The sequence below is a fragment of the Roseovarius nubinhibens ISM genome, from assembly GCF_000152625.1.
Classification (GTDB): domain Bacteria; phylum Pseudomonadota; class Alphaproteobacteria; order Rhodobacterales; family Rhodobacteraceae; genus Roseovarius; species Roseovarius nubinhibens.
Map to the genome: position 1 here is coordinate 1,238,523 of NZ_CH724156.1, position 24,845 is coordinate 1,263,367.

17 protein-coding genes, 1 tRNA gene and 1 riboswitch are annotated in these 24,845 nt (G+C 62.0%); of the genes, 10 read left to right on the top strand and 8 right to left on the bottom strand.

The window, feature by feature from the left end:
• Positions 1–53: 53 nt before the first annotated feature.
• Positions 54–1,094: a Hint domain-containing protein gene (locus ISM_RS06005; RefSeq protein WP_254655655.1), complete on the bottom strand. Its 1,041-nt coding sequence runs from the start codon at positions 1,092–1,094 to the stop codon at positions 54–56.
• Positions 1,095–1,570: 476 nt separating this feature from the next.
• On the opposite strand from ISM_RS06005, the gene ftsY reads away from it, so the two are divergent.
• Entirely contained in the window at positions 1,571–3,040 is a 1,470-nt protein-coding gene (gene ftsY, locus ISM_RS06010) for a signal recognition particle-docking protein FtsY (protein ID WP_009813235.1), read from the top strand.
• A 14-nt stretch (positions 3,041–3,054) separates the two neighbouring features.
• On the opposite strand, the gene ISM_RS06015 is transcribed toward ftsY, so the two are convergent.
• The gene (locus ISM_RS06015) at positions 3,055–3,537 is read right to left on the bottom strand and encodes an MgtC/SapB family protein (protein WP_009813236.1); all 483 of its coding nucleotides are present in this window, start codon (positions 3,535–3,537) and stop codon (positions 3,055–3,057) included.
• Positions 3,538–3,575: 38 nt separating this feature from the next.
• Between ISM_RS06015 and ISM_RS06020 the strand changes: the two genes are divergently transcribed.
• Entirely contained in the window at positions 3,576–4,478 is a 903-nt protein-coding gene (locus tag ISM_RS06020) for an EamA family transporter (protein WP_040617893.1), read from the top strand.
• A gap of 23 nt (positions 4,479–4,501) precedes the next feature.
• A complete protein-coding gene (locus tag ISM_RS06025; protein WP_009813238.1) occupies positions 4,502–5,110 on the top strand; it encodes an inner membrane-spanning protein YciB in 609 nt (202 codons plus the stop codon).
• A 9-nt stretch (positions 5,111–5,119) separates the two neighbouring features.
• Here ISM_RS06025 and ISM_RS06030 read toward each other — a convergent pair whose 3' ends face one another.
• On the bottom strand, positions 5,120–6,115 hold the full coding sequence (locus tag ISM_RS06030; protein WP_083780908.1) for an alpha/beta hydrolase: 996 nt from the start codon (positions 6,113–6,115) through the stop codon (positions 5,120–5,122).
• A 119-nt stretch (positions 6,116–6,234) separates the two neighbouring features.
• Positions 6,235–6,311: riboswitch (SAM riboswitch) on the top strand.
• Between the two features lie 57 nt (positions 6,312–6,368).
• Between ISM_RS06030 and metZ the strand changes: the two genes are divergently transcribed.
• The 3 genes from metZ (at position 6,369) to ISM_RS06045 (ending at position 9,900) form a co-directional block, all read left to right on the top strand.
• Positions 6,369–7,550: an O-succinylhomoserine sulfhydrylase gene (metZ, locus tag ISM_RS06035; RefSeq protein WP_009813240.1), complete on the top strand. Its 1,182-nt coding sequence runs from the start codon at positions 6,369–6,371 to the stop codon at positions 7,548–7,550.
• A 92-nt stretch (positions 7,551–7,642) separates the two neighbouring features.
• Positions 7,643–9,178, top strand: a complete 1,536-nt coding sequence (locus ISM_RS06040) for an ATP-dependent DNA helicase (protein WP_009813241.1) — start codon at positions 7,643–7,645, stop codon at positions 9,176–9,178.
• Entirely contained in the window at positions 9,175–9,900 is a 726-nt protein-coding gene (locus ISM_RS06045) for an SDR family oxidoreductase (protein WP_009813242.1), read from the top strand. Before ISM_RS06040 ends, ISM_RS06045 begins: the two co-directional genes overlap by 4 nt.
• Positions 9,901–9,917: 17 nt before the next feature.
• Here ISM_RS06045 and ISM_RS17930 read toward each other — a convergent pair whose 3' ends face one another.
• From ISM_RS17930 to ISM_RS06070, 5 genes are all read right to left on the bottom strand, one after another.
• A complete protein-coding gene (locus ISM_RS17930; RefSeq protein ID WP_009813243.1) occupies positions 9,918–11,153 on the bottom strand; it encodes a Hint domain-containing protein in 1,236 nt (411 codons plus the stop codon).
• A gap of 243 nt (positions 11,154–11,396) precedes the next feature.
• Positions 11,397–15,923, bottom strand: a complete 4,527-nt coding sequence (gltB, locus tag ISM_RS06055) for a glutamate synthase large subunit (protein ID WP_009813244.1) — start codon at positions 15,921–15,923, stop codon at positions 11,397–11,399.
• A gap of 143 nt (positions 15,924–16,066) precedes the next feature.
• A complete protein-coding gene (locus ISM_RS06060; protein ID WP_040617894.1) occupies positions 16,067–17,500 on the bottom strand; it encodes an NAD(P)-dependent oxidoreductase in 1,434 nt (477 codons plus the stop codon).
• Between the two features lie 158 nt (positions 17,501–17,658).
• Positions 17,659–18,462, bottom strand: coding sequence for an undecaprenyl-diphosphate phosphatase (locus tag ISM_RS06065; protein ID WP_009813246.1), 804 nt, complete (start codon positions 18,460–18,462; stop codon positions 17,659–17,661).
• Positions 18,463–18,486: 24 nt separating this feature from the next.
• Positions 18,487–19,467 (bottom strand): complex I NDUFA9 subunit family protein, encoded by a 981-nt coding sequence (locus ISM_RS06070; RefSeq protein WP_009813247.1) that lies wholly within the window; start codon positions 19,465–19,467, stop codon positions 18,487–18,489.
• Between the two features lie 148 nt (positions 19,468–19,615).
• On the opposite strand from ISM_RS06070, the gene ISM_RS06075 reads away from it, so the two are divergent.
• The 4 genes from ISM_RS06075 to ISM_RS06090 all read left to right on the top strand — a co-directional run bounded on the left by ISM_RS06075 (position 19,616) and on the right by ISM_RS06090 (position 24,759).
• Positions 19,616–19,701, top strand: a tRNA-Leu gene (locus tag ISM_RS06075).
• A 100-nt stretch (positions 19,702–19,801) separates the two neighbouring features.
• Positions 19,802–21,178, top strand: coding sequence for a site-specific integrase (locus tag ISM_RS06080; RefSeq protein ID WP_198011651.1), 1,377 nt, complete (start codon positions 19,802–19,804; stop codon positions 21,176–21,178).
• 97 nt (positions 21,179–21,275) lie between these two features.
• Positions 21,276–22,661 (top strand): hypothetical protein, encoded by a 1,386-nt coding sequence (locus ISM_RS18185; protein ID WP_156783325.1) that lies wholly within the window; start codon positions 21,276–21,278, stop codon positions 22,659–22,661.
• 583 nt (positions 22,662–23,244) lie between these two features.
• Entirely contained in the window at positions 23,245–24,759 is a 1,515-nt protein-coding gene (locus tag ISM_RS06090; protein ID WP_009813250.1) for a DNA cytosine methyltransferase, read from the top strand.
• The last annotated feature ends 86 nt before the right edge of the window (positions 24,760–24,845 follow it).

Genomic DNA, 24,845 nt, shown 5'->3' on the forward strand with positions numbered 1-24,845 from the left:
TCGCGCGCCTCTCCCACGGGGCACACCGGGACTGCCGCGATCATCGCCGCAAGCTATTCCGCCGCGATGGCCAGCGGCGCCACCACCGGCGCAAGCAAGCCGAGAGCGCCCGCCTCGCGTCTGAACCGCGCCCGCGACGCCATCGGCAGCGCCGAAGGATAGGGATCGCCCGTCTCGAACCGCCCCCGGTCCCAGGCGCGCCCCAACCTCGGGAAATGCTCGAAAATCTCCTGCCGCATCGCCGCCGGCATCTGGCTCAGCGAATAGAGCCCCGGCTGAAACGTCTCGGACCACATGCCGCAAATGTCGATCACCTCATGCCGTGTGGTCAGCAGATGATAGATCTCGACCGGCCGCCCATCGTCCACAAAGCGACAGCCGCCAATCCCCTCTTCCGCCAGAAACTTGGCCTTGATCAGCGCCGCCTCACCGCCAAGCGCCAGCGCCAGCCGATGCTGCACCGTGACGAACACCGCCTCGCGATTGCCAAAGGCACCGCGCGGAATGCGCACCAGCCGGGTGTCGCCCTGCCCCGCATCGCGGCCATTCCGCGCCCGGATCACCTGATGCCCGACCCAGCGCAGCCGCGCAGAGCCGCCGCCCAGCACCCGCACCCGGTCGCCCCGCCGCAACTCTTCGACCCGGGCGGGGCCGTCATCGGTTTCGACCCGGGTGCCGCGCGCATAGCAGATGGCCTTGAGGAACACATCATCGCCGCCATGGCCGCCAAACTGCGTGTCATTCACAAAGAAGGGAGAGTGCCGCTCTTGGAACGGGCCCTGCGACAGCAAGAGCGCGACATTCTTGCCATTCTGATCCGTGCCGGTCGCGGTCAGATGGCCCTTTTGCGCTGGCTCGCCGGATGCTTCCGCCCCGTCCCGAGACTGGCCCACGACCGCACGATCCACGACATAGGTATCGCCGCCAATGGTGATGGTGAAAGAGATGATATCCCCGGCCTCGAGCAGCCCGGGATTGCCATCATCCACCGCACGAATGGTGGCCGCCCCCTGCTCCGCATCATGATCCGGCAGGTGCACCGGGATCGAGTTATTCTCGGGATGACGGGTGTTGTAATTGCTGCCAGTCGCCACGGAGGCGTACATTTGGCTTGCATCGAGCAAAACGGACATACGAGCACGGACTCCAACCGATAAACCTCGCGTCCTCTCAACGACTGCCCGCCGCGCAACTCTTCAACTCAGATCACGGGGGCCTTCGCACACGGCCCCTCTCATTCCTGTTCGTAGGCTATCGTCCGGTTTGTGACACAACAATGACACCATTCGGCCCGATTTCACGCCGCAAGATTAAGAAATTGAATTCAAAACGAATTAAATTTCGCCCCAGACTTCCACTGTTTCGCAATCGCCAACAATCCCTCGCCTTGGGCGGGATCGTTCCCAAAACCATCATCCTCCAATCCCCGCCCTAAGCGCCCCCTATGCGCCCCCTGTGCACCCCAGACCAACGCCCTAGCTTGCTCTCTAAGGGGGGGCCGGACCGCTCCGGCCCTTTCAAATCCCGCGCAACCGGATTAGGTGATAAGGAACAGCGAAAGGGGCCGGAAATGGCGTTCTTCAAAAAACTCAAGAGCAAGCTTTTCAAATCCTCCTCGAAACTCGAGGAAGGTCTCGACGCGATTGTCGGCGATGGCGGCAGCGAAGAGGCGATCGTCACCGACACCGCCCAGACCTCTGCCGCGCCCGACCCCACAGCCCCGCCGCCCCCCGACACTGTGCCTGCGCCCGAGCCAAGCCCGGCCCGCCCGTCCGAGCCCGATGTGACCCCCACGCCCGAGCCCGAGCAGATCCCCGATCCCGCGCCGGACGTCACCCCCACACCCGAGCCGACCCCGGTCCCCGATCCCGCGCCCGACACCCACCCGACGCCGGACCCGGAGCCCACGCCCGAGCCGGACACCATCCCGCTGCCCGATCCGACCCCGGCCCGCCCGCCAGAGCCCGGCCCCGACATCACCCCGCCGCGCGATCCGGCCCCCGGGGCCCCGCCCATCGAGGCCCCGCCCCCGCCGCCCTCGCCCGCGATGCCGGAGACCCCGATCAAACCCGCCCTGCCGGGCGACAGCACCTTGGTGGAGCCGCCGACAGATACGCCCGCCGTCCCTGCCGCAGCAGCAGCCCCGGCCGCCAAACCCGGCCTGCTGGGCCGACTTCTGGGCCGTGGCGACAAAGCCACCGTCATGCGCCGGGCGCTTGACGACGACATGCTCGAACAGCTCGAAGAGCTGCTGATCACCGCCGATATGGGGGTCGACACCGCCCTGCGCGTCACCGCCAACATGGCCGAGGGCCGCATGGGCAAAAGGCTCTCGACCCAGGAGATCAAGGAACTCCTCGCCGCCGAGATCGCCCGCATCATGGAACCCGTCGCCCGCCCCATGCCGCTCTATACCAAGAGCCCGCAAGTGGTGCTGGTGGTGGGCGTCAACGGCTCGGGCAAGACCACCACCATCGGCAAGCTCGCCAGCCAGTTCAAGGCGGCGGGCAAATCCGTGGTCATCGCCGCGGGCGACACGTTCCGCGCCGCCGCCGTGGAACAGCTTCAGGTCTGGGGCGACCGCGCCGGCGTGCCGGTGCTGACCGCGCCCGAAGGCTCTGATCCCGCCAGCCTCGCCTTTGACGCCATGGACCGCGCCCAGCGCGACGGCGCCGATCTTCTGATGATCGACACCGCCGGGCGGCTGCAAAACCGCGCCGACCTGATGGAAGAGCTGGCCAAGATCGTCCGCGTCATCCGCAAAAAGGACGAAACCGCGCCGCATAACACGCTGCTCGTGCTCGACGCGACCACCGGTCAGAACGCGCTCTCACAGGTCAAGACCTTCCAGGAGCTCGCCGATGTCTCGGGCCTCGTGATGACCAAGCTCGACGGCACCGCCAAGGGCGGCGTGCTGGTGGCGCTGGCGGATAAGTTCGGCCTGCCGATCCACGCCATCGGCGTCGGCGAACAGATCGACGATCTCGCGCCCTTTGATCCCGAAGATTTCGCCGCCGCGCTCACCGGGCTGGAGGCGTGACCGGATGACCGCGCCTAGCGCGTGCCCATCCACCGTTCCACCACATGCAGACTGAGCAACACCAGCACCACGATCCCCGTGGCCATCGCCGCGAGCGGCATCTGCCCCGCGCCGCAGGCGAGGCCAATCGCCCCCGCAAGCCAGAGCGACGCGCCGGTGGTGATATTGCGCACCTGCCCCTTCGAGGTGAAAATGATCCCCGCCGCGAGAAAGGCGACCCCCGCCGTCACCGCCTCCACCAGACGCAGCGGATCGACGCGCAGCGCCTCGCTGTCGCCAAAGGGCAGATTGGCCAGCTGCTGACTGATGATGATAAAGAGCGCCGCCGCCATCGAAACGAGCATATGGGTCCGCAGACCCGCCGGTTTCTCGCGCCGCTCGCGCTCATATCCGATGATCCCGCCCAGAACGACCGCCGCCACGAGCCGCGTCCCCGCCACCAAGGGCGGCACGCTCGAAAACGTCCCGTTCAGCTCTTCAATGATCACATCCAACATGGCGCAGGCCTTTTCCGCAGGGCGTAGGAGATAAACTAGTGAGCGACTGGCTGATATCAATGGAAGGCACCGAGGCGGGCCATCAGGCGGCGCTCATCCTCGCCCTCTCGGCGGCCTTCCTGCACGCGGTCTTTGGCGCGCTCCAGAAGGGCCGCTACGATCCCTGGCTCGCCCGCGGAGCCATCGACGTCTGGATGGTGGTGATCGCGGCGCCTTTCGCGCTCTTCGTCGTGCCCTGGCCCGAACCGCATATGTGGCCGCTCTTTGCCGGGGGCGTGGTGATCCATGTCATCTACAAATTCCTGCAGGCCATGGCCTATAGCCGGGGCGCCTATACGGTGGTCTACCCGGTGGTGCGCGGGGCGGGCCCGCTCTTTACGGTGATCGGCGCCTATCTGATCTTTCGCGAGAGCTTTACCCTGATCCAATGGCTCGGCGTGGCGGTGCTTCTGGCGGGGATCTTCGGCCTTGCGGTCTATAACCTGATCTTTCTCACCGTGGACCGCGAACGCCTGCCGATGGCCTTGATGCTGGCGGCGATGACCGGGCTCTTTGTCGCCATCTACACCACCTATGACGCCTATGCGATCCGCGCCACCGCCGACCCGTTCACCTTTCTCGCGTGGTTCTTCATGTTCGAAGGCATGACCATGCCGCCCATCGCCTATCGGCACTGGCGACGGATGGAGACACGCCCGCCACTGCGGCCTTTGTTCACACGGGGCTTGATTGGGGCCTTCGTCGCCTTCATGTCCTTCGGGTCGATCATGCTTGCCACACGGCTCGACAAGGTGGGCGAGGCGGCGGTGCTGCGCGAAACCTCGGTGGTCTTCGCGGCGCTGATCGGCTGGCTCGTCCTGCGCGAAACCGTGGGGCCGCGCCGCATCGCGCTCATGGTGCTGATTGCGCTTGGCGCTGTAATCGTGGAAATGGGGGGCTGATGCCCCGTAGAGGAGACCGCCCAATGGCCGAGAAGAAAATCAACGGCGCCCTGAAGACCGCGCTCGAACTGGGCCCGATCGCGGCGTTCTTCGTCGCCTATCTCTGGCTCAAGGACGAGGTCTTCATCATCGGCGGCACTGAATACGACGGCTTTGTCGTGGTCACCGCGGGCTTTATCCCGGTCTTCCTCGCCTCTATCGCGGCGCTCTGGTGGCTCACCGGTCACCTGTCGCGGATGCAGGTGGTCACGGCGGTGCTCATCGTCGTCTTTGGCGGGCTCAGTGTCTGGTTCAACGATCCCCGCTTCTTCAAGATGAAGCCGACGATCATCTACCTCCTCTTCGGCGGCGTGCTCGGCGCGGGCCTCCTGCGCGGCCAATCCTACCTGCAATCGCTGATGGACGGGCTGATGCCGCTCACCCATGAAGGCTGGATGATCCTGACCCGCCGGCTGATGATCTTTTTCTTCGGCCTCGCCATCCTCAACGAAGTGATCTGGCGCAGCATGACCGAAGAAACCTGGGTCTATTTCAAGACCTTCGGCCTGACGGCGGCGATCTTTCTCTTCTTCATCACCCAGGGCAAGGTCTTCTCAGCCCATTCCACCGAAGAGAAAAAAGAGGGCGACTAACCCCCACGCTCAGGCCCCACGCCAGGTCTCGCCCAGAGGGCTGGCCGCCCCCCGCCCCCGCCAGAGCCGCGACCAGCGCGGGTCCTGCTGATCGGCCACCGCATCGATGAGCGTGGCCAGCGTCGGCCCGCCCCCCTCGCGCAACAGCCGCGCATAAAACCCGAGCAGCCCGGGCCGCGTATAGGTCGACCAGTGACAGGCCATCGCCGCCTCATGCGACATCGGCACCCCGGCCCGGCCCAGCGCCCGGCGCACATCCGCATGATCGATCTGAAGGCTGCGCAGATTGCCCGCCTCCGGGATGCCCTCGCTCATCGCCCGCTCGCCGCGCCACGGCGCACCCATCACCAGCTCGAACAAGAGATCGAAAATATCGTTCTCGCGGCTCGTGACATTGAACACTTCGGCCCGCCGCCCGGCCGGTGTGGCCAGCGCCCGCGCCGCAGGCCCGCGCAGCTCTGCCGCCGACAACAGGATCGCCCGGTCAAACCCGGCCTCGGCCCGCGACGCCGCCGCCAGCGCCGAGAGCACCACCCGTGCGCCCAGCGAATGCGACACCGCATGCACCGGCCGCCCCGGCGCCCGCGCCCGGATCATCTCCACCAGCTGCGCCAGCATCCGCCCCGCCTCGCCGGCCCGCCGATAGGCCTGCCAGAGACTGCCGCGCGCCGACCAGCCAAAGGAAATCGCCACCCCCTCGCCCTCGGCCCCCTGCCCAAAGCCGAGACCGCGCGGCCAGCTGTGCTGCCCGACCCAGCCCGGACAATCGGGATCGAGCGCGCCAAGCGTGCGATGCGGACAATGGCGCTCACGCCCCGGCTGATATTTGTAGCCATGGACGAGAACGATCACCGGCCCCGCCCGCCCCGCCGGATCGGCCAGCGCCGCATCGAGGGCCAGTCCGAGCGCCGCACCGGACGCCGCACTGGGCGCCGCACTGGGCGCGACATCCGCCCCGTGCAACTGGGGCCCTTGCGGCGTGGCATCTATGGACAAGACCGGCATCTGCGGGCACTCCCACTACATCTTGTGGAGAACCCCTAGCTGCGCCACACGACACCCGTGTAAAACCTCTGTATCGGCCCTGTGACACTGTTGACCTGCAACAGGTGATTTTATATCTCCATCCACATCGTGGCGATTTGTTACCGGATTGCGGGCCACGTTAATCCCTCCGCTAAAAGGTCAGGACCAAGGCCCCCTTGCGCTTGACCGCAACGGGGCTTTTTCATTGGGCGATATGCCCGGAGGTCGAGAGATGAGCAAAGACTGGAACAAACGCACGAAACTGGTCCATGGCGGCACCCGCCGCAGCCAGTATAACGAGGTGAGCGAGGCGATCTTCCTCACCCAGGGTTTTGTCTATGACAGCGCCGAACAGGCCGAAGCCCGCTTTCTCGAAACCGGGCCGGATGAATTCATCTATGCCCGCTATGGCAACCCCACCGTCGCCATGTTCGAAGACCGCATCGCGGCGCTCGAAGGTGCCGAAGCGGCCTTTGCCACCGCCAGCGGCATGGCCGCCGTCTCGGCCGCGCTGACCGCCTCGCTCAAGGCGGGCGATCACGTGGTCGCGGCGCGGGCGCTCTTTGGCTCGTCGCTCTATGTGCTCGAGGAGCTGCTCGGCCGTTTTGGCGTCGAGGTGACATTCGTCGACGGGCTCGATCTCGACCAGTGGCGCGATGCCATCCGCCCCGACACGGCGCTCGTCTTCTTTGAAACCATCGCCAACCCGACGCTCGAAGTGATCGACCTGCCCGCCGTGGCCGAGCTCGCCCATGCGGTCGGCGCCCGGGTCATGGTCGACAATGTCTTTGTCACCCCGGTCCACAGCCGCGCGCTCTCGCAAGGGGCCGATGTGGTGATCTATTCCGCCACCAAACATATCGACGGCCAAGGCCGCGCGCTCGGCGGCGTGATCCTCGGCTCGGAAGAGTACATCCGCAAGGTGATCGAACCCTATATGAAACATACCGGCGGGGCGATGTCGCCCTTCTCGGCCTGGGTCATGCTCAAGGGGCTGGAGACCATCGCCCTGCGCGTCCGCGCCCAGATCGAAGGCGCCACCCGCCTCGCCGAGGCGCTGCAGGGTCATCCGAAACTGGCCCGCGCCATCTATCCCGGCCACCCGGACCATCCGCAACACGCGCTGGTGATGCGCGACATGGGCATGGGCGGCACGGTGATCTCGCTCGATCTCAAGGGCGGGCAGGAGGCGGCCTTCCGCTTTCTCAACGCGCTGAACATCGCGGTGATCTCGAACAATCTCGGCGATGCGAAATCCATCGCCACCCATCCCGCGACCACCACCCATCAGCGGCTCAGCGACGAGCAGAAGGTGACGCTCGGCATCACCCCCGGGCTCGTGCGTTTTTCGGTCGGCATCGAAGACCCCGAGGATCTGCTCGCCGATGTGCTGGCCGCGCTCGACGCCGCCTGAGGCCAGCCGCGCGCAGGGGTATTTGTCACCAGAAAGAGACCGGGGGCCCGCCACCTATGGCCCCCGGCGCGACCACGCGATAGGGTCGCGCCATGACTGAGACCGCGCTGACATATTCCGACGATCAGGCCGAGGCCCATGACCGCATCGCCGAGGCGCTGCGCGCGGTCGGCGTCGATCTCGAAGAGGGGCTTTTGACGCCGCCCGGCGAGGCCAAGGAACAGGTCATGGCGGTGATCGGCAAGGCCGGCTCGGGCAAGACCCTGCTGCTCGCACAGCTCTACCGCGCCCTCGAGGATGCGGGTGTCGATGTGGTCTCGGGCGACTGGGAGGGCAAGCGCCGTCGCGAACGCCGCACCCTCGCCATTCTCGCCCCCACCAACAAGGCCGCCAGCGTGCTGCGCATGCGCGGCGTGCCCGCCACCACCATTCACCGCATCCTCTATACCCCGGTCTATGACCCGGAATATGAACGGATCGCCGAATGGCTCGCGGGCAATGGCGACCGGCCCGAGATCGAAGGGCTCACCGATCAGGCGCTCGACCGGGCGCTGGCCTTTTACCAGAACAACAAATCGATCCCCGGCGCCCTCGCCGCCGCCGGGCTGCGCGGCTCGGATTTCATCACCGGCTGGAAGCGCCGCGACGATCCGCTCGACATCGGCTTTGTCGACGAGGCCTCGATGCTCGACAAGAAGCAGTTCGACGATCTGCGCGAGATCTTTCCGACGCTGCTGCTCTTTGGCGACCCGGCCCAGCTCGCCCCGGTCAACCAATCCGGCGCCATGGTGTTCGAGAGCCTGCCCGACCCGGCCAAGCTCACCCTCAACCGCATCCACCGTCAGGAGGCCGACAACCCGATCCTCGATCTCGCCCATGCGCTGGCCGATCCAGCGCTGCAATTCCACGATTTCGAACAGATGATCGAGGACAAGGCCCGCGCCGACGACCGGGTCCGCTATGCCCAGCGGGTCGAGGTCGATCTCATGGCGCGCTCGCCGGTGCTGGTCTGGCGCAACGCCACGCGCATCAGGCTGATCAACGCCTTTCGCGCTGTCCATGGCGCCCCCGAGACCGAGCTTCTGGCCGGCGAGCCGCTGATTTGCGACGGGCTCGAGCTGCCGCTCAAACACCGCAAGAAACGGCTCGATCTCGAGGCGCGCGGCCTCATCAAAGGGGCGCAGGTGATCTATCTCGGGCCGGGCCGCAAACCGGGGTTTTCCCGCCTCCATGTGATCGGCGCCGAGGACCCGCAGCTGAGCGCCGCCTCCATCGTCAAGATCGAGAAACCCGACGAGGAAGAGCCCTTCATCCCCTTTGCCGCCCGCATGGGGGCGACCTTTCTGCATGGCGCGGCGGTCACCATCCACAAGGCGCAAGGCAGCCAATGGCCCGAGGTGCAGGTCTTTGCCCCCGATCTCTATGCCGCCGCCCGCATGGGCCGCAGCGAGGCCGGACAGCCGCTGTGGAAACGGCTCGCCTATGTCGCCATCACCCGGGCCGAGGAACGGCTCTACTGGGTGGTGCGCAACCGGCTGGCGAAACCGAGCTATGAGCTGCGCACCGACGATCTGCGCGCCGCCCCGGTGGCGCTCGAACTGGAACCGCAAGAGGAGCCCACCGCATGACCCAAGAGACCCGCAGCCTGCTAATCACCGGCGCAAGCTCTGGCATCGGCCGTGCCACCGCCGAGATGTTTCTCGACGCGGGCTGGCAGGTCGGGCTCGTCGCCCGCCGCGCCGACCGTCTCGAAGAGATGGCCGCCAGCCACGCCAAGGCCATCGCCCTGCCCGCCGATGTGACCGACGCCGAGGCCATGCGCGCCGCCTTCGACCGTTTCATCGACCAGACCGGGCGGCTCGATGTGCTCTTCAACAATGCCGGGATTTTCGGCCCCATGGGCCCGATTGACGAGGTGCCGCTCGACGGGCTCGATCAGGTGCTCAACGTCAACATCCGCGGCATGTTCATCGCGGCCCAGCTCGCCTTTGGCCAGATGCGCCGCCAGGACCCCAAGGGCGGCCGGATCATCAACAACGGCTCAATTTCCGCCCATAGCCCGCGCCCCGGATCGACCTGCTACACGCTCTCAAAACACGCGATCACCGGCCTCACGCGGAGCCTCTATCTCGACGGGCGCGCCCATGGCATCGCCTGCGGTCAGATCGACATCGGCAATGCCGAGAGCGAGATCGTCAGCGATCTCAAATCGCATCAGCCCGACATGGCGACCATGGATGTGGCCCATGCCGCGCGCTCGGTGCTGCATATGGCGGATATGCCGCTCTCGGCCCATGTGCCCTTCATGACGGTGATGGCGACGCAGATGCCCTATATCGGCCGCGGCTAAAGGCTGCGGGCTGCCCCTCAGGCCGCCCGTTCGACCAGCGGCTTGTGGTTCTTCTGATGCCGCGCCGCGAGCCGCTTCATCGCGCGGCCGGTCTCTGGCACGAACCGCGCCATGCGGATCGTCACCCCGGGCAGCGCTAGGTCCGGGAACAGCTGATAGAGCTCGCCCACCGCCGCCGGTCCCAGACTGGCGAGCGCCTGCGGCCCGGGATAGAGGCTCTCGGTCTCGGCATCATTGGAAAAGAGGATCTCATGCTGATCGAAGAGCAGGTGAAAATAGGTCACCTCCTCGGCCTCGCTCTCGGCGCTGATCCCCGGCAGCCCGACGAGCCGATGCGCCGGCACGAGAACCTCTGATTGGCCAAACATCCGCTCTGCGATCCGCGACCGGACGAGGACCCGGTGCTGCCGCGACACCAGAAGATCGCCGCTCGGCAGCCCCGCCCCAAGCGCCCCTTGCGCGATCCGCACCGGGCAGAGCTTGGGCGCGCGGCGCAGCGCCTCAGGCCCGAGCCGCCGCTCCCCGATCCAGCGCAACGGCTGCGCCCCGTGATCCGCCGTCAGGACCAGATCGCCGATCACGAGATCCTCGATGGCCCGCTTGCCCTGCGGCGTCTCGATCAACGTGCCCTTGGTGAAACAGACCACGCCGGTGGTCTCGAAATTCTGCGACTGGCTGTTTTGCGACTGCGACTGGGTGACGAGCTGATCATTGCCCTTACCACCGTCGAGCTTGCCCACCGACGCGCCGGAACCGAGCTGCACCCGGTCATCGCCCTGACCCGCGTCGATCTCCTTGATCGTGGCATTGTCGCCGACCCGGATACTGTCATTGCCGCCCTCGGTCTTGATCTCGTCGAGAACGGTGAAATCATCGCCCGCCGTGACCGTATCGACGCCGGTTTTCGACCCCTCGTATTTGTCGATGGTGACCCGGTCCCCGGCGACAAAGGTCACGGCCTCGGCATCATCGGCCTTGAACTTGACCTCGCTCAGATCGACATCGTCGAGCACGAGGATCACCGGGCTAAGCCCGTCCTTTATCTCGACATCGAAATCATTGGGATTGCTCTCGCGAAAGAGGATCTCGAACTGCGCCGGCCCGCCATCCGCGGCTTCGAATTTGATGTCGTCGTCAGCAGACGGGTCGATGATGACCTGATCGCCATCTTCAACATAGATCGTGTCGCCAGCATTGATCTCGTTCGGGCCAAGGCTCTCTTGATCCTTGGCCACGACAACATAGGTCGCCATCCGAAGTCCTGCCCATCCCTCTTGCCGCTCATTTGTCCATGCGGAGAGGTATTCTCTTTAAACCCGGGTATTTACCCTCAAATTTAGGCAAATCAAGGGCAACCCTTGGGTGTAGCCATGACCTCTCTGCAACCCCGACATCGCCGCGCCGGGACGGGCCGTGATCGCCCCCCGATCAAGCAGAGGCCAAATGCAAAAAGGGCGGGGAAATCCCCGCCCTTTGCAATGACTTGATGGCAACGCTCACTCCGCCGGGATGGCCTCGGGCAGCTCGATCGGATGGGCGAGCTTGTTGAGCATCTCTTTCGGCACCACCTGCACGAATTTGGATTTCTCCACATCCCAATGCTGCAGGATCTGCTTGGCCTTGGCGCTGCCGGTCTCTTCGACATGGCGCTCGATCAGCTCTTCGAGCTGCTGCATGTAATGACCCTCCTGCACCGGGCAGGTGATCACGGTCTCGCGGTTGAGCATGAGCTCGGTCGCGCCCTCGGGATCATAGAGATATGCCATGCCGCCGGTCATGCCCGCGCCAAAGTTGGCGCCGATCCGGCCAAGGATCACCGCGACACCGCCGGTCATATATTCACACCCGTTGGTGCCACAGCCCTCGATCACCACTTTCGCGCCCGAGTTGCGCACGCCGAACCGTTCGCCCGCACGCCCCGCCGCAAAGAGATAGCCATCGGTCGCGCCATAGAGCACCGTGTTGCCGATGATCGTGTTCTCGCTCGCCTCCAGCGGGCTCATCATTGCCGGGCGCACCACGATGGTGCCCCCCGACAGGCCCTTGCCGACATAGTCATTGGCATCGCCCGACACTTCGAGCTTGAGCCCCGGCGCCGCAAAGGCCCCCAAGGACTGCCCCGCCGAGCCGGTGAGCTTGACCGTCAGGTGGTTCGGCTGCAGCGCATTGCGCATGCCGAAATTGCGCACGATATGGCTGCTGACGCGGGTGCCCACGGTGCGATGCGTGTTCTGCACCGCATAGTGAAGCTGCATCTTCTCGCCATCGTTGAGGAAGCGTTGCGCATCGCGCACGATCTCCGCATCGAGCGTATCAGGCACCTCGTTGCGGCCCCGGTTGCGGTCGAGGCTGAGCCCCGCGCTGCCATCCACCGTGATCAGCATCGGGTTAAGGTCGAGATCGTCGAGATGCGCGCTGCCCCGGCTGACCTGGGTCAGCAGATCGGCCCGCCCGATGACCTCGTCGAGGCTCCGCGCGCCAATCGAGGCGAGGACTTCACGCACTTCCTGCGCATAGAAGGTGATGAGGTTGACCACCTTATCGGCATTGCCGGTGAACTTGTCGCGCAGCGCCTCGTCCTGGGTACAGACGCCGACGGGACAGGTGTTCGACTGGCACTGACGGACCATGATACAGCCCATCGCGATGAGCGCGGCAGTGCCGATGCCATATTCCTCGGCCCCCATCATCGCCGCCATGACGATGTCGCGCCCGGTGCGCAGCCCGCCATCGGTGCGCAGCGTCACCCGGTCGCGCAGGTTGTTCATCGCCAGAACCTGATGCGCCTCGGTGAGGCCCATCTCCCACGGCAGACCGGCATATTTGATCGAGGTCGCCGGGCTCGCCCCGGTGCCGCCATTGTGGCCCGAAATGAGGATCACATCCGCCTTGGCCTTGGCCACACCGGCGGCAATCGTGCCGACACCGGATTGCGCCACCAGCTTGACGGTGACCTTGGCACGCGGGTTGATCTGCTTGAGATCATAGATCAGCTGCGCAAGGTCCTCGATGGAATAGATGTCGTGATGCGGCGGCGGGCTGATGAGCGTGACGCCCTTGGTCGAATGCCGCAGCCGCGCGATGAGATCGGTGACCTTCATCCCCGGCAGCTGACCGCCCTCGCCGGGCTTGGCCCCCTGCGCCACCTTGATCTCGAGCTCTTCACAATGGTTGAGATACTCGGCCGTGACCCCAAACCGCCCCGAGGCGACCTGCTTGATCTTGGCGCTCGGGTTGTCGCCATTGGGCTCCGGCGTGAAATGCGCCGGATCTTCGCCGCCCTCGCCGCTGTCCGACTTGGCGCCAATCCGGTTCATCGCCACGTTGAGCGTCTTATGCGCCTCCGGTGACAGCGCCCCAAGGCTCATCCCCGGCGTGACAAAGCGTTTGCGGATCGCCGTGACGCTCTCCACCTCTTCCAAAGGCACCGCCTCGCCCATCGGCTTGATCGCCATCAGGTCGCGGATATGGATCGGCGGGTTGGCCTGCATCGCCGCCGAATAGCGCTTCCAGAGCTCATAGCTCGCCGCATTGCACGCCGCCTGCATGAGATGCATGTTCTGCGCGCCCCAGGCATGGGTCTCGCCCGTCTTGCGCGCCTTGTAGAACCCGCCAATCGGAAGCACATCGCCACCGCGATAGGCCTGCGCATGCACGGCTTCGAGCTTGGCCTGAATGCCGCTGACCCCGATGCCGCTGATCCGGCTCATGAGACCGGGGAAGAACTCGGCGCACATCGCCCGGCTCAGACCCACCGCCTCAAAGTTGAGACCGCCGCGATAGGAGGAAATCACCGAAATCCCCATCTTCGACATGATCTTGAGCAGACCCTGGTCAATCGCATTGCGATAGCGCGCCACCGCCTCGGTGAGGCTGCCATCGATGAGACCGCGATTGATCCGGTCGGCGATGCTGTCCTCGGCGAGATAGGCGTTGACCACCGTCGCACCGGCCCCGATCAGCACCGCGAAATAATGCGGGTCGATACATTCCGCCGACCGCACGTTGAGCGAACAGAAGGTCCGAAGCCCCTTGCGCGTCAGGTGACTATGCACCGCGCTGGTGGCGAGGATCATCGGCATCCCGACGCGGCCCTCGCTCACATTTTGATCGGTGAGCACCAGATGCCCGGAGCCCGAGCGCACCGCATCCTCGGCCTCGGCCCGGATCCGTTCAAGCCCACGGCGAAGCGCCCCCGGTCCCGGCTCAAAGCTACAGTCGATCTGACCGACCTCAGCGTTGAAATGCTTCTGCAGCTCATCCCATTGCGCATTGCCGACGAACGGGCTGTCGAGCACCAGAATCTCGGTCTGGCTGCTGTCCTCGTCGAGCACGTTCTTGAGGTTGCCGAACCGCGTCTTGAGGCTCATCACCCGGTATTCGCGCAGACTGTCGATCGGCGGGTTGGTCACCTGGCTGAAATTCTGCCGGAAGAAATGGCTGAGCGGGCGATAGCCCTTGGACAGGACCGCGCTCGGCGTGTCGTCGCCCATGCTGGCAATCGCCTCTTTGCCATCCTCGGCCATCGGCGCGAGGATCTGCTCGAGCTCTTCGATCGTATAGCCCGCCGCGATCTGACGACGGCGCAGCTCATCGCCGGAGAAGAGCGGCGTCTCGGTGATCCCGGCCAGCTTTTCGTCAAGCTCGTTGATCCGGCTCACCCATTCCGAGAAGGGCAGCGCCTGGCTGAGCTTGTCCTTGATCTCGCGGTCGCGGAACATGAGACCTTTCTTCATGTCCACAGCCAGCATCTGACCCGGGCCAAGCGCGCCTTTTTCGCGCACATTGCGCTCGTCGAGCGGCACCATGCCCGCCTCGGACCCGGCAATCAGCAGCCCATCCGACGTCACCACATAGCGCATCGGCCGCAACCCGTTGCGGTCGAGCCCGGCACAGACCCAGCGGCCATCGGTCATCGCCAGCGCGGCAGGGCCGTCCCACGGCTCCATGACCGAGTTGCAATAGGAATACATGTCGCGCCACGCCTGCGGCAGCTCTTCGGCCTGTTTCGACCAGCTTTCCGGCACCAGCATCGTCTTGGCCATCGGCGCCGACCGCCCGGCCCGCACCAGAACCTCGAACACCGCATCGAGCGCGGCACTGTCCGACGACCCGCCGGGGATGATCGGCTTGATATCCTCGGCCATGTCGCCAAAGGCGCCGCTCGCCATGCGGATCTCATGGCTCTTCATCCAGTTGACGTTGCCCTTGAGCGTGTTGATCTCGCCATTATGCGCCAACATGCGGAAGGGCTGGGCCAGCCACCATTGCGGGAATGTGTTGGTGGAATAGCGCTGGTGATAGATCGCAAAGGCGCTCTTGAACCGCTCATCCTGCAGATCGGGGTAGAACACCGCCACCTGCTCGGCGAGCATCATGCCCTTGTAGATGATCGACCGGCAGGACAGCGACGCGATATAGAAATCGCGCACGCCCGCGGCGGTGACCGCCTTCTCGATGCGGCGGCGAATGACATAGAGCTCGCGTTCGAAATCCTCTTCCTCGATGCCCTTGGCATTGGAAATCAGGATCTGTTCGATCTCGGGCCGCGTCGCATTGGCCTTTTCGCCGAGGCATTTCACATCCACCGGCACATGCCGCCAGCCATAGATCGTGTGCCCCATGCGCAGCACTTCGGTCTCGACGATGGTCCGGCAGACCTCTTGCGCGCCGAAATCCGTGCGCGGCAGGAACACCTGACCGACGGCGATGAGCTGATCTTCATGCGGCTCATGGCCGGTGCGGCGGATCTGGTCATAGAAGAAGGGCACCGGGATCTGCACATGGATGCCCGCGCCATCGCCGGTCTTGCCATCGGCATCGACCGCGCCGCGATGCCAGATCGCCTTGAGCGCGTCGATCCCCGCCTGCACCACCCGGCGCGACGGCTTGCCATTGATCGACACCACGAGGCCGACGCCACAGGAAGAATGCTCTTCCTCTTCCGAGTACATGCCATTCTCGGCCATCCAGGCGCGCTTGGCTTCCTCGGCGGCTTTCCAGTTCTGATCAAACTTTGTCATTCTCTTAACCCTTCCTCATCCGGTGGGTCAGGACTATTGCCCTGCTTATATCTCTTGGTCCGTTCGGGGCGAAATCCGCGCTGTCGCTTTACCGACGCAATACCGACGTGCTGCCGACATGGCGTTTTCGGCCCCCGGTCCCCTTATTCCGCCGCCACGGCCCGCGCCGCGCTCAGATCCTCAAGGATCGCCTGCGCCGCGTCACGCCCGTCACGAATGGCCCACACCACAAGGCTCGCGCCCCGCACGATGTCACCCACCGCATAGACCCCCTCAAGCGAGGTCCGCCCGGTCTGATACTCGGCCCGGATGGTGCCCCAGCGCGTCACGTCGAGCCCCGGCTCGCCCCACAGCGTCGGCAGCTCTTCCGGCTCAAAGCCCAGCGCCTTGATGACCAATTCGGCCTCCATATCCTCGATCGCGCCCTCGATTTCCTCGGGCACCTGACGGCCCGTGGCATCCGGCGCGCCGAGGCGCATCTTCTGCACCTTGACCGCGCTCACGCTGTCGCCGGCAAAGCCCTTGGGCGCGCTAAGCCATTCAAACACGGCGCCTTCTTCCTCGGCATTCTGCACTTCGCGCTGGCTGCCCGGCATGTTGGCCCGGTCCCGACGATAGAGGCATTTGACGCTCTCCGCGCCCTGCCGAATGGCCGTGCGCACACAGTCCATCGCCGTATCGCCGCCGCCGATGACCACGACCCGCTTGCCCTGCGCGTTGAGCTCGCCGCTCTCGATCTCCGGCACCGTGTCGCCAAAGGACGCCCGGTTGCTCGCCGTGAGATAATCGAGCGCCTTGACGATGCCCTTGGCCCCGGCGCCCGGCCCGCCGAGATCGCGCGATTTATAGACGCCCGTGGCAATCAGCACCGCATCATGCTTGCCGCGGATCTCGGCAAAGCTCATGTCCTCGCCCACAGTGCAGTTGAGCACGAAGGTGACGCCGCCCTTTTCGAGCTGCTCGATGCGCCGCATGACCACCGGTTTTTCAAGCTTGAAGCCCGGAATCCCATAGGTGAGCAGCCCCCCGGCCCGGTCATAGCGGTCATAGACCGTGACCTGCACCCCGGCCTGACGCAGCATATCCGCCGCCGCCAGCCCGCCGGGGCCCGCGCCTATGATGCCGACGCTCTCCGCGCGTTCTTCGCGGGGCGTCGGCACCCCGACCCAGCCCTCCTCCCAGGCTCGGTCGGTGATGTATTTCTCGACACTGCCGATGGTGACCGTGCCGTGGCCGGATTGCTCGATCACGCAATTGCCTTCGCAGAGGCGATCCTGCGGGCAGATGCGGCCACAGATCTCGGGGAAGGTGTTGGTCGCCTGGCTGATCTCATAGGCCTCGCGCAGCCGCCCTTCGGCGGTCAGGCGCAGCCAGTCCGGGATATTGTTGTGAAGCGGGCAATGGCTCTGGCAATAGGGCACGCCGCATTGGCTGCAGCGCCCGGCCTGCTCGGCCGCTTTCTCCGCCGCGTATTCGGCGTAGATCTCATCGAAATCCCGATTGCGGGTTTCAGCGTCGCGCTTCTCGGGCATATCCCGCGGAACAGAGACGAATTTCAACATAGGTTGCTTGGCCACGCGGTTTCCCCTGACTTGACTTCCGGCCTGCCACGTTTAAATCGCGCCAAACAAAAAGAAAAGTCAGCAGTGTTGACCTACATACCATTTATGAGAGAAATTTCTCGTCCCGCACCCCTCGTGCGTCAAATTTTAGGTAACTTCTGCTTACCTACCCCTCATCCGACCGCCCACAACAGGCCCAAAGTCAGCAGCCCCACCGCGATTCGCCACCAGCCAAACAGCGCATAGCCATGCTTGCTAACGAAATTGAGTAACCATTTTACCACCACAACGGCCGCCACAAAGGCCACGGCAAACCCCACCGCAATATCGCCCATCGCGCTCAGGTCGAGAACATCGTGGTTCTTGTAGAGATCATAGCCAAAGGCCCCGGCCATCGTCGGCATCGACAGGAAGAAGGAAAACTCCGCCGCCGCCCGTTTGCCGACCCCCATGAGCAGCCCGCCCACGATGGTCGCCCCCGACCGGCTCGTCCCCGGCACCATGGCCAGACATTGGAAAAGCCCGATCCCGAGCGCCACCGGCATCGGGATGCGCGTCGGGTCCTCATAACGCGGCGCTGGCGCAAACCGATCCACAAAGAGCAGCACGACACCGCCCACAATGAGCATCGCCGCAATCAGATGCGGCGTCTCGAAAAGCACCGATTTGATGAACCCATGCGCCATCACCCCGACCAAGGCCGCCGGCAAAAACGCCAAGAGCACCGAGGCCAGAAACCGCCGCGCCTCCGGATCCCGCGGCGCCGCGCGCAGCACCCCCCAGAGCTTGGCGGAATAGACCGTCAGAATGGCCAGCACCGCGCCGAGCTGGATGACAACTTCAAACGTATGCGCCGGGCTCTCAAAGCCGAGGAAATGCCCGGCCAATAGCAGGTGACCGGTCGAGGACACGGGAATAAATTCGGTCAGGCCTTCGAGCAGCCCGAGAAAGGCTGCAACAAGGATACTCTCAGACATAAAACAGGCCTTTGATTAAAACACTCAGGTGCGCAGGTTCTTGGCGCTCTCCTTGATCGCGGAATACTGCCCCGAGGGACGGAACCGCCACAGGTAATCCGGCAGCACCGCCTCGAGAGACACCGGCGTGATCCCCAGATCGGCAAAGCCCCGCGCGCCCTCGGACACGACATTGTCCTCGCGCAGGCTGGTGACCTGATCGCGGGTGATCATCCGCGGCACGATCCCAAGGCTGAGCATATGCGCCCACTCGATGAGCATCGCCATCGGCCCGGCCAGCACAAAGGGAATGTTAATAACAAGACGCCGCCGACGAATGACCCCCAGCATCTGCTGCATGAGCTCGCGGAAACTGTTCACATCCGGCCCGCCCAGCTCGTAGATGCCCGGCGCGGCGCGCCCCTCGACACCCTCGACGGCGGCCTTGGCCACGTCGTCCACATAGACCGGCTGAAACTTGGTCTCGGCCCCCACCACCGGCAGCACCGGCCCAAGCCGCGTCATCCCGGCAAAGCGGTTGAAGAACCCGTCTTCCGGCCCAAAGATCACCGACGGCCGCAGGATCACGGCACTGGGGAAATGACCAAGAACGGCCTCTTCGCCAAGCCCCTTGCTGCGCGCATAGTCGCTCGCCGCCTGCGTGTCCGCGCCAATCGCCGAAATCTGCACCAGCCGGGCCACGCCCTCTTCGGCGGCGATCCGCGCCACGCGCTCGGCGCCCTCATGCTGGACCGCATCGAAATTGTTCTTGCCGCGCGCATCAAAGGTGCCGACACAGTTCACCACCGCATCCACCCCCTGCATCGCCGCGCGTACGCTGGCATCGTCGCGGATGTTGCACAGGATCGGCTCGACCTGGCCCACCACCCCATAGGGTTTGACATGCATCGCCTCATTGGGACGCCGCACCGCCACCCGGATGCGCCAGCCCTGCTTGGCCAGCCGCCGCGCGATATAGCGGCCCACGAAGCCCGACCCGCCATAAATAGTGACAATCTTCGACATTCCCGGCCCTCCGGTGCGCTAAAACTACCTGACAAACTCCTACCCGCAAGCCGGCCGTTGGACAAGGCGATAAGCAATCGCATCGAATCCACAGAATCGCCGTTGACACTGATCCCCCCGGCGGCTAAACGCCTGCCTCACGACACCTGCCCAGGTGGCGGAATGGTAGACGCGCTAGCTTCAGGTGCTAGTGTCCGCAAGGACGTGGAGGTTCGAGTCCTCTCCTGGGCACCAATTCACTCCAAGCAAATGATTGATATCAAACAGCTTTTTGTGAATATCGCGCCTGTGGGGTCCACAATTGGGTCCACAATCGCTGATGACAAGAAGGTTCATGACTAAGTACATCCGGATTGATAGCCGGGGAAACTATAAATACCGGCGTCGAGTGCCAACGAAGCTCCAACCAACCTTAGGTAAAAAGGAGTTCGTGAAGCTGCTCGGGAAATCAGAATCCGAAGCAATGCTGGCCTATGGGCCGTTTCATGAGCATGTTGAGAAATTGCTCGTTCTGACACAGCCAGTATCCGAGCAAGGTGATCTTTTGGCCATAAAGATGGCCTTGGAAGCCGAATTCATTGAAGCAGGGTTAGATCCGAGCTCCTCTGGACGTTCTGAAGGTGAGCTTATTGCACGAGACGCGGTGGCTGAAAAAATTTTGCAATCCTATCCGTGCGATCCCGAGACTGGATACCCTGACCGAGAGAGACTTTCCCTAGAGGACCACGCAAGGGTCACTGCTCTGCTCTCTGGAGTTCATGAAATTTCCGCTGAACCAACTGTTCAGAATGCCTTTGCCTTCTACCTAGCGGAAAAAGAAGAGCCGGATCCCAAGAAGAGAAAAAGCCAAATCAGTAGGGTGCGCCGTATAGAACGCGAGCTCCTTTCAGTGATTGGGCAGGATATCCCCCTGTCTCAACTTAGAAGAGAGCATGCGAGGCAGCTTAGAGATCGCCTAAAAGGTCAAAAACGATCGAAGTCACCTGATGCCAAGCCCATCAAAGTCTCAGCTGTAAAGCGCAATCTCGGCATAGCAAAGGCGGTCGTCAATTTCGCTATTCGGGAATACGACTTAGACATCAACAATCCCTTTGAGAGATTGGATATTGGAAGGGATTCCGAAAGCGCTATAGATCTCAAATTGCCCCTCCCCAGGGACGTGATCATAGCTATGTACAAAGACCTACAGAACAATCCGGTCTTCTTGGACGTGTGGACCCTATTGCACCACACCGGTGCGCAGAACGCTGAAATCTTGGGTCTAAATAGGAGAAACTTGTTCCTCGATGCAGAGGTGCCTCATTTTGAGATTAAACCTGAGGGCCTCCGCACGGTCAAAGCTAGGTCGCGTATCCGAAAGGTACCACTTGTTGGTCTTGCCTTGGATGTGTCTAAGAGGCTTCACAGCACTACACCGGCGGATGGGTACCTTTTCCCCCAGTATGCTCCTACGCACAAGCATGACAGTTTTAGTGCATCCGTGATGAAACGACTGCGTAAGTTCACGGACAACCCCAAGCACACGATTTATAGCCTCAGGCACAAGATGAAGGACGCATTACGAGAAAATGGGGCCGGGCAGCGGGTAGAACTAGCGCTTCTCGGCCACGCTAGCGAGAGGTCAGCCTCAGATCAGTACGGCTCGAAAGTCTCGCTCTTAGAGATGAAGAACGCTCTAGAAAAAATTCAATTCGATGTGCCTGAAGATTGATGTACGCGTCCGGCTAGCTTCCATAATGCGTAGTGGTTTTATTGGGTCGCACCTGAACGGCAGGACCATATAGGGACCGAAGAAGGCTTATCTAAGCATGAAGATTGAAACCCCAGACAAAGAAGTTTTGAACAAAGCAAAAATGGCGGAGTTCAACCGCGTTGCAACGACCTGTCTGGCGAAGCATTGGGTGAAATCGCTAGCGAAACAGACTCTTGCTTACGAGGCCGAACATTACCCCCGAGCGAGAGCGCGTCAGCAGGCTGCTTTCGAAAGTTTCAACGGTGCAATAGGAGCTTTTGCAGCGGACCTGATGTACCACTACGGAAACCATGAGGCTGAGGGATTCATGTATCGGCCCTTGGATCGCGAAGAGCTATCCCACACTTTGGTTTCCGCACGAAACTTTGAGAAGCTTGTCCAGTATTGGGGAAACTTAGGCTGGTTAGAGATGACAGGCCACATCAAGGCAACAGATGACTGGGAAGGCCAAAAGATACCAGGATACTCTAGAGCTCGTAGATATAGGGCCACGGTCAGTTTCGTCGAACAAGCGCAAGCATGTCAGATCACACCAGACACGGTCACAGCGCACTTCGAAATCAATGGCAACCAAGTTGATCTTGTTCAGTTTCGAGAAACAAACAAGACAGCACATGGCCAAAGAAGAGGTGGTAAGCGTGTACGGCTGAAGGGGCCAGCGGCTGACTACCAGTTGCAGACAATGCGGAGGCTAAATCGGGCTATGCAGGCGCATTCGTACAGCCTCAAAGAGCCGCCCACTCTGCGACGTTTGTTCAATTGTGTTGAGCGAGATGGCTTTGATTTTGACCTTGGGGGCCGCTTTTATTGCTCTTCCAGCGACGACTGGATGGAGATGCCCAAAGAAGAGCGCAAACACATCACTATAGATGGTGAAGCAACCACCGAGATTGATGTCAGCGCCAGTCATCTCTTCATTCTGTATGCGATACATGGTGAGCGCTTGGACTATGTCTCTGACCCCTACAACGTGGCTGAGTACCCCCGTGATGTTGTTAAACAGATTATAGTCACCATGATTGGCGCCGGGAAACCGCCTCAACGGTGGCCTAAGGGATTCACCAAGAGGTACAAGCAACAGCATGGGCATTTGCCCATCAAAGATTACAAGCTCAAAGACGTTAGGGAAGCTGTGTTGCGGAAGCACCCACTCTTGAAAAAGTTAAAGACGGGTAAGCTCGACTGGGCAAACCTTCAATTCGAGGAAGCAGAGTGTTTCTTGGCCGCTATGTTAAGCTTACATGAAGCCAAGAGCATCCCTTCCTTGCCCGTCCATGATAGTTTAATTGTTCGCCAATCTGATGTGCACATTGCTAAAGAAATTCTGGAGAAGTCATACAAAGATAGGCTCGGCTTTGCACCAAAGGTAACAATCTCGCCCCCTAAGGAAATCTTTGGATACCCTAGGGGAACCCTTAGATACCCTAGTAAGCTATATTGATATTATCATCGCATTCAGGTCAGACTTGAGCACCTTAATGAATTCATAGGCATTACTATGAAACGTAAGGAGTCGGAGCGCATAAACGGCTAATAATAAGAACAATAAAGCCCCTTGTTTTTGAAACCACTTCTGCAACACCCCCACCCCCCATTGAACGCCGAAAGAAATTCAGGACCCCCAATTTCCACCAGCCCAGCGCCCAAGGCTACTAGGAGCTAGTCCATGGATTGGAGCAAAAAAACCTCGTGCCGGTAGTTTAATTTCGCCCCGGGCACCCTAGGTGGCGGCGCCATTGGCAACCATGGACAAACAGGACGCTTTCCCGCCTCGGCAGCACGATATCCCGCGAAGTGGGCCGCTTTTTGGGGTATTAAGCCGAAGTCAAAACTCCCCACGGCGAGGGGACTTCCTCAGTCACAACTCCGGCCTCTTAATCAGACCATCAATACGCGACGTCATCCTAGAGCGCACTTGTAGTGCTACTGTGTCTGCTGTGTGCTCCCATTCTCTTGGCGGCAGGTTTGCCCTGGCGTATCTCACGCTCTTGAAGCTAAAAGAATTTTAAAGTGAAGGAACATTGATGAGCAGTGAATACGCAATAATCGACCTGTTTGCGGGTCCTGGAGGGCTTGGAGAGGGGTTTACTCAAGCTGGCCGTGCCGGGGACGTCAGCATGAAAATCCAGTTGTCTGTGGAGATGGAGGCCAACGCCGTGCAGACTCTTCGGCTGCGCTCCTTTCTGCGCCGCTTTGGCGAAGAGTTTCCTGCGGAGTATTACGCTGCGCTGAATAAGGGTGTTGAATTTCCCAACTGGTCCGAGCTTTATCCGGAAGAATGGAAGCACGCAGAGCAGGAAGTCCGGCAATTGGTTCTGGGTGATCCCGGTGTTTTCGACGAAATTGCAGTGGTTATCGACAAGGTTCGCACAGATTTCCAAGGAAATACCATCCTGATCGGTGGCCCACCCTGCCAAGCCTATTCACTGGCTGGCAGATCGCGCAACAAGGGTAAGGAGGACTATGTTCTCGAAAACGATCATCGGCACTATCTTTACAAGGAATATGTGAACATCTTGGAGCGCCTCGAACCGGCGGCCTTCGTGATGGAGAACGTAAAAGGTATGCTTTCGAGCAAGGTGGATGGTGGCGGAATATTCCACCGAGTGTTGGAAGATCTTGCCGGAGCAGGTCAAGGATACACCTTTATTCCGTTGGCTGCCCCGCCACATCTCGGGTCGGGGCAGCCTCCCGCCCGAGACTTCATTCTCCGCGCAGAGGATCATGGTGTGCCGCAAGCTCGGCATAGGGTAATCGTGGTAGGCGTGCGGAAAGATGTCGCTGAAAAGCTAAACTTTGGAGAGGACCCGCTCCTTTTGCGAAGAGATCTGCGGGCGACCGTCAAAGAGGCGCTCTCCGGGATCCCGCGAGTTCGGAGTGGACTGAGCCGTGGCGACCAATTGGAAGCTTGGATCGATTCAGTTCGAGATCAGGCAAGGGAAATTTCGGAAGCGGAGGAAGTTTCAGCAGAGCTTCAGAAACGCGCTCGACAGATTGTCACGAGCGATGAGTTCCCATCGAAGCGGCAGTCGCGAGATTACTCTGAAAGTTATGAGCTTCCGGATGATCTGAAAGAGTGGTTGCTGGACTGCAAATTGCATGCTGTTCTTCATCATGAAACTAGGGGGCACATTCCTAGAGACCTCGGGCGATATCTTTTCTCTTCTATGTTCGCGGAGGAACACCAGAGAGCGCCGAAGTTGTCTGAGTTTCCAGAATTTCTGCAACCCAATCACAAGAATAGGAAAACAGGGCATTTTTCTGACCGTTTCCGGACTCAGGTAAGCGGGCGCCCCTCGACGACAGTGACGAGTCATATTTCTAAGGACGGGCATTACTTTATTCATCCTGACCCCACCCAGTGTCGATCTTTGACTGTCCGAGAGGCAGCGAGGCTTCAAACATTTCCTGACAACTATTTTTTCCATGGAGGCAGAACGGCCCAGTACCACCAGGTGGGCAATGCGGTGCCTCCGTATCTGGCACTTCAGATCGCCAGCGCGGTTTCCAGCGTGCTGAAACAAGCGGGAGAGCGGTGAACACGCGAGCTGATGCCCCCTAAAAAACAACAATATAAACTACATATCTCAAATGTAGTTGACATTTTTTTGTTCAGTTAAATATA

Bases quoted from the DNA above. Each gene is read 5' to 3' on its own strand.
- ISM_RS06080 (WP_198011651.1), top strand. From the start codon at position 19,802: ATGACTAAGTACATCCGGATTGATAGCCGGGGAAACTATAAATACCGG.
- ISM_RS06040 (WP_009813241.1), top strand. From the start codon at position 7,643: ATGACTGAGACCGCGCTGACATATTCCGACGATCAGGCCGAGGCCCAT.
- ISM_RS06065 (WP_009813246.1), bottom strand. From the start codon at position 18,462: ATGTCTGAGAGTATCCTTGTTGCAGCCTTTCTCGGGCTGCTCGAAGGC.
- ISM_RS06045 (WP_009813242.1), top strand. From the start codon at position 9,175: ATGACCCAAGAGACCCGCAGCCTGCTAATCACCGGCGCAAGCTCTGGC.
- ISM_RS06025 (WP_009813238.1), top strand. From the start codon at position 4,502: ATGGCCGAGAAGAAAATCAACGGCGCCCTGAAGACCGCGCTCGAACTG.
- ISM_RS06030 (WP_083780908.1), bottom strand. From the start codon at position 6,115: ATGCCGGTCTTGTCCATAGATGCCACGCCGCAAGGGCCCCAGTTGCAC.
- gltB (WP_009813244.1), bottom strand. From the start codon at position 15,923: ATGACAAAGTTTGATCAGAACTGGAAAGCCGCCGAGGAAGCCAAGCGC.
- ISM_RS06070 (WP_009813247.1), bottom strand. From the start codon at position 19,467: ATGTCGAAGATTGTCACTATTTATGGCGGGTCGGGCTTCGTGGGCCGC.
- ftsY (WP_009813235.1), top strand. From the start codon at position 1,571: ATGGCGTTCTTCAAAAAACTCAAGAGCAAGCTTTTCAAATCCTCCTCG.
- ISM_RS06015 (WP_009813236.1), bottom strand. From the start codon at position 3,537: ATGTTGGATGTGATCATTGAAGAGCTGAACGGGACGTTTTCGAGCGTG.
- ISM_RS17930 (WP_009813243.1), bottom strand. From the start codon at position 11,153: ATGGCGACCTATGTTGTCGTGGCCAAGGATCAAGAGAGCCTTGGCCCG.
- ISM_RS06090 (WP_009813250.1), top strand. From the start codon at position 23,245: ATGAGCAGTGAATACGCAATAATCGACCTGTTTGCGGGTCCTGGAGGG.
- metZ (WP_009813240.1), top strand. From the start codon at position 6,369: ATGAGCAAAGACTGGAACAAACGCACGAAACTGGTCCATGGCGGCACC.
- ISM_RS18185 (WP_156783325.1), top strand. From the start codon at position 21,276: ATGAAGATTGAAACCCCAGACAAAGAAGTTTTGAACAAAGCAAAAATG.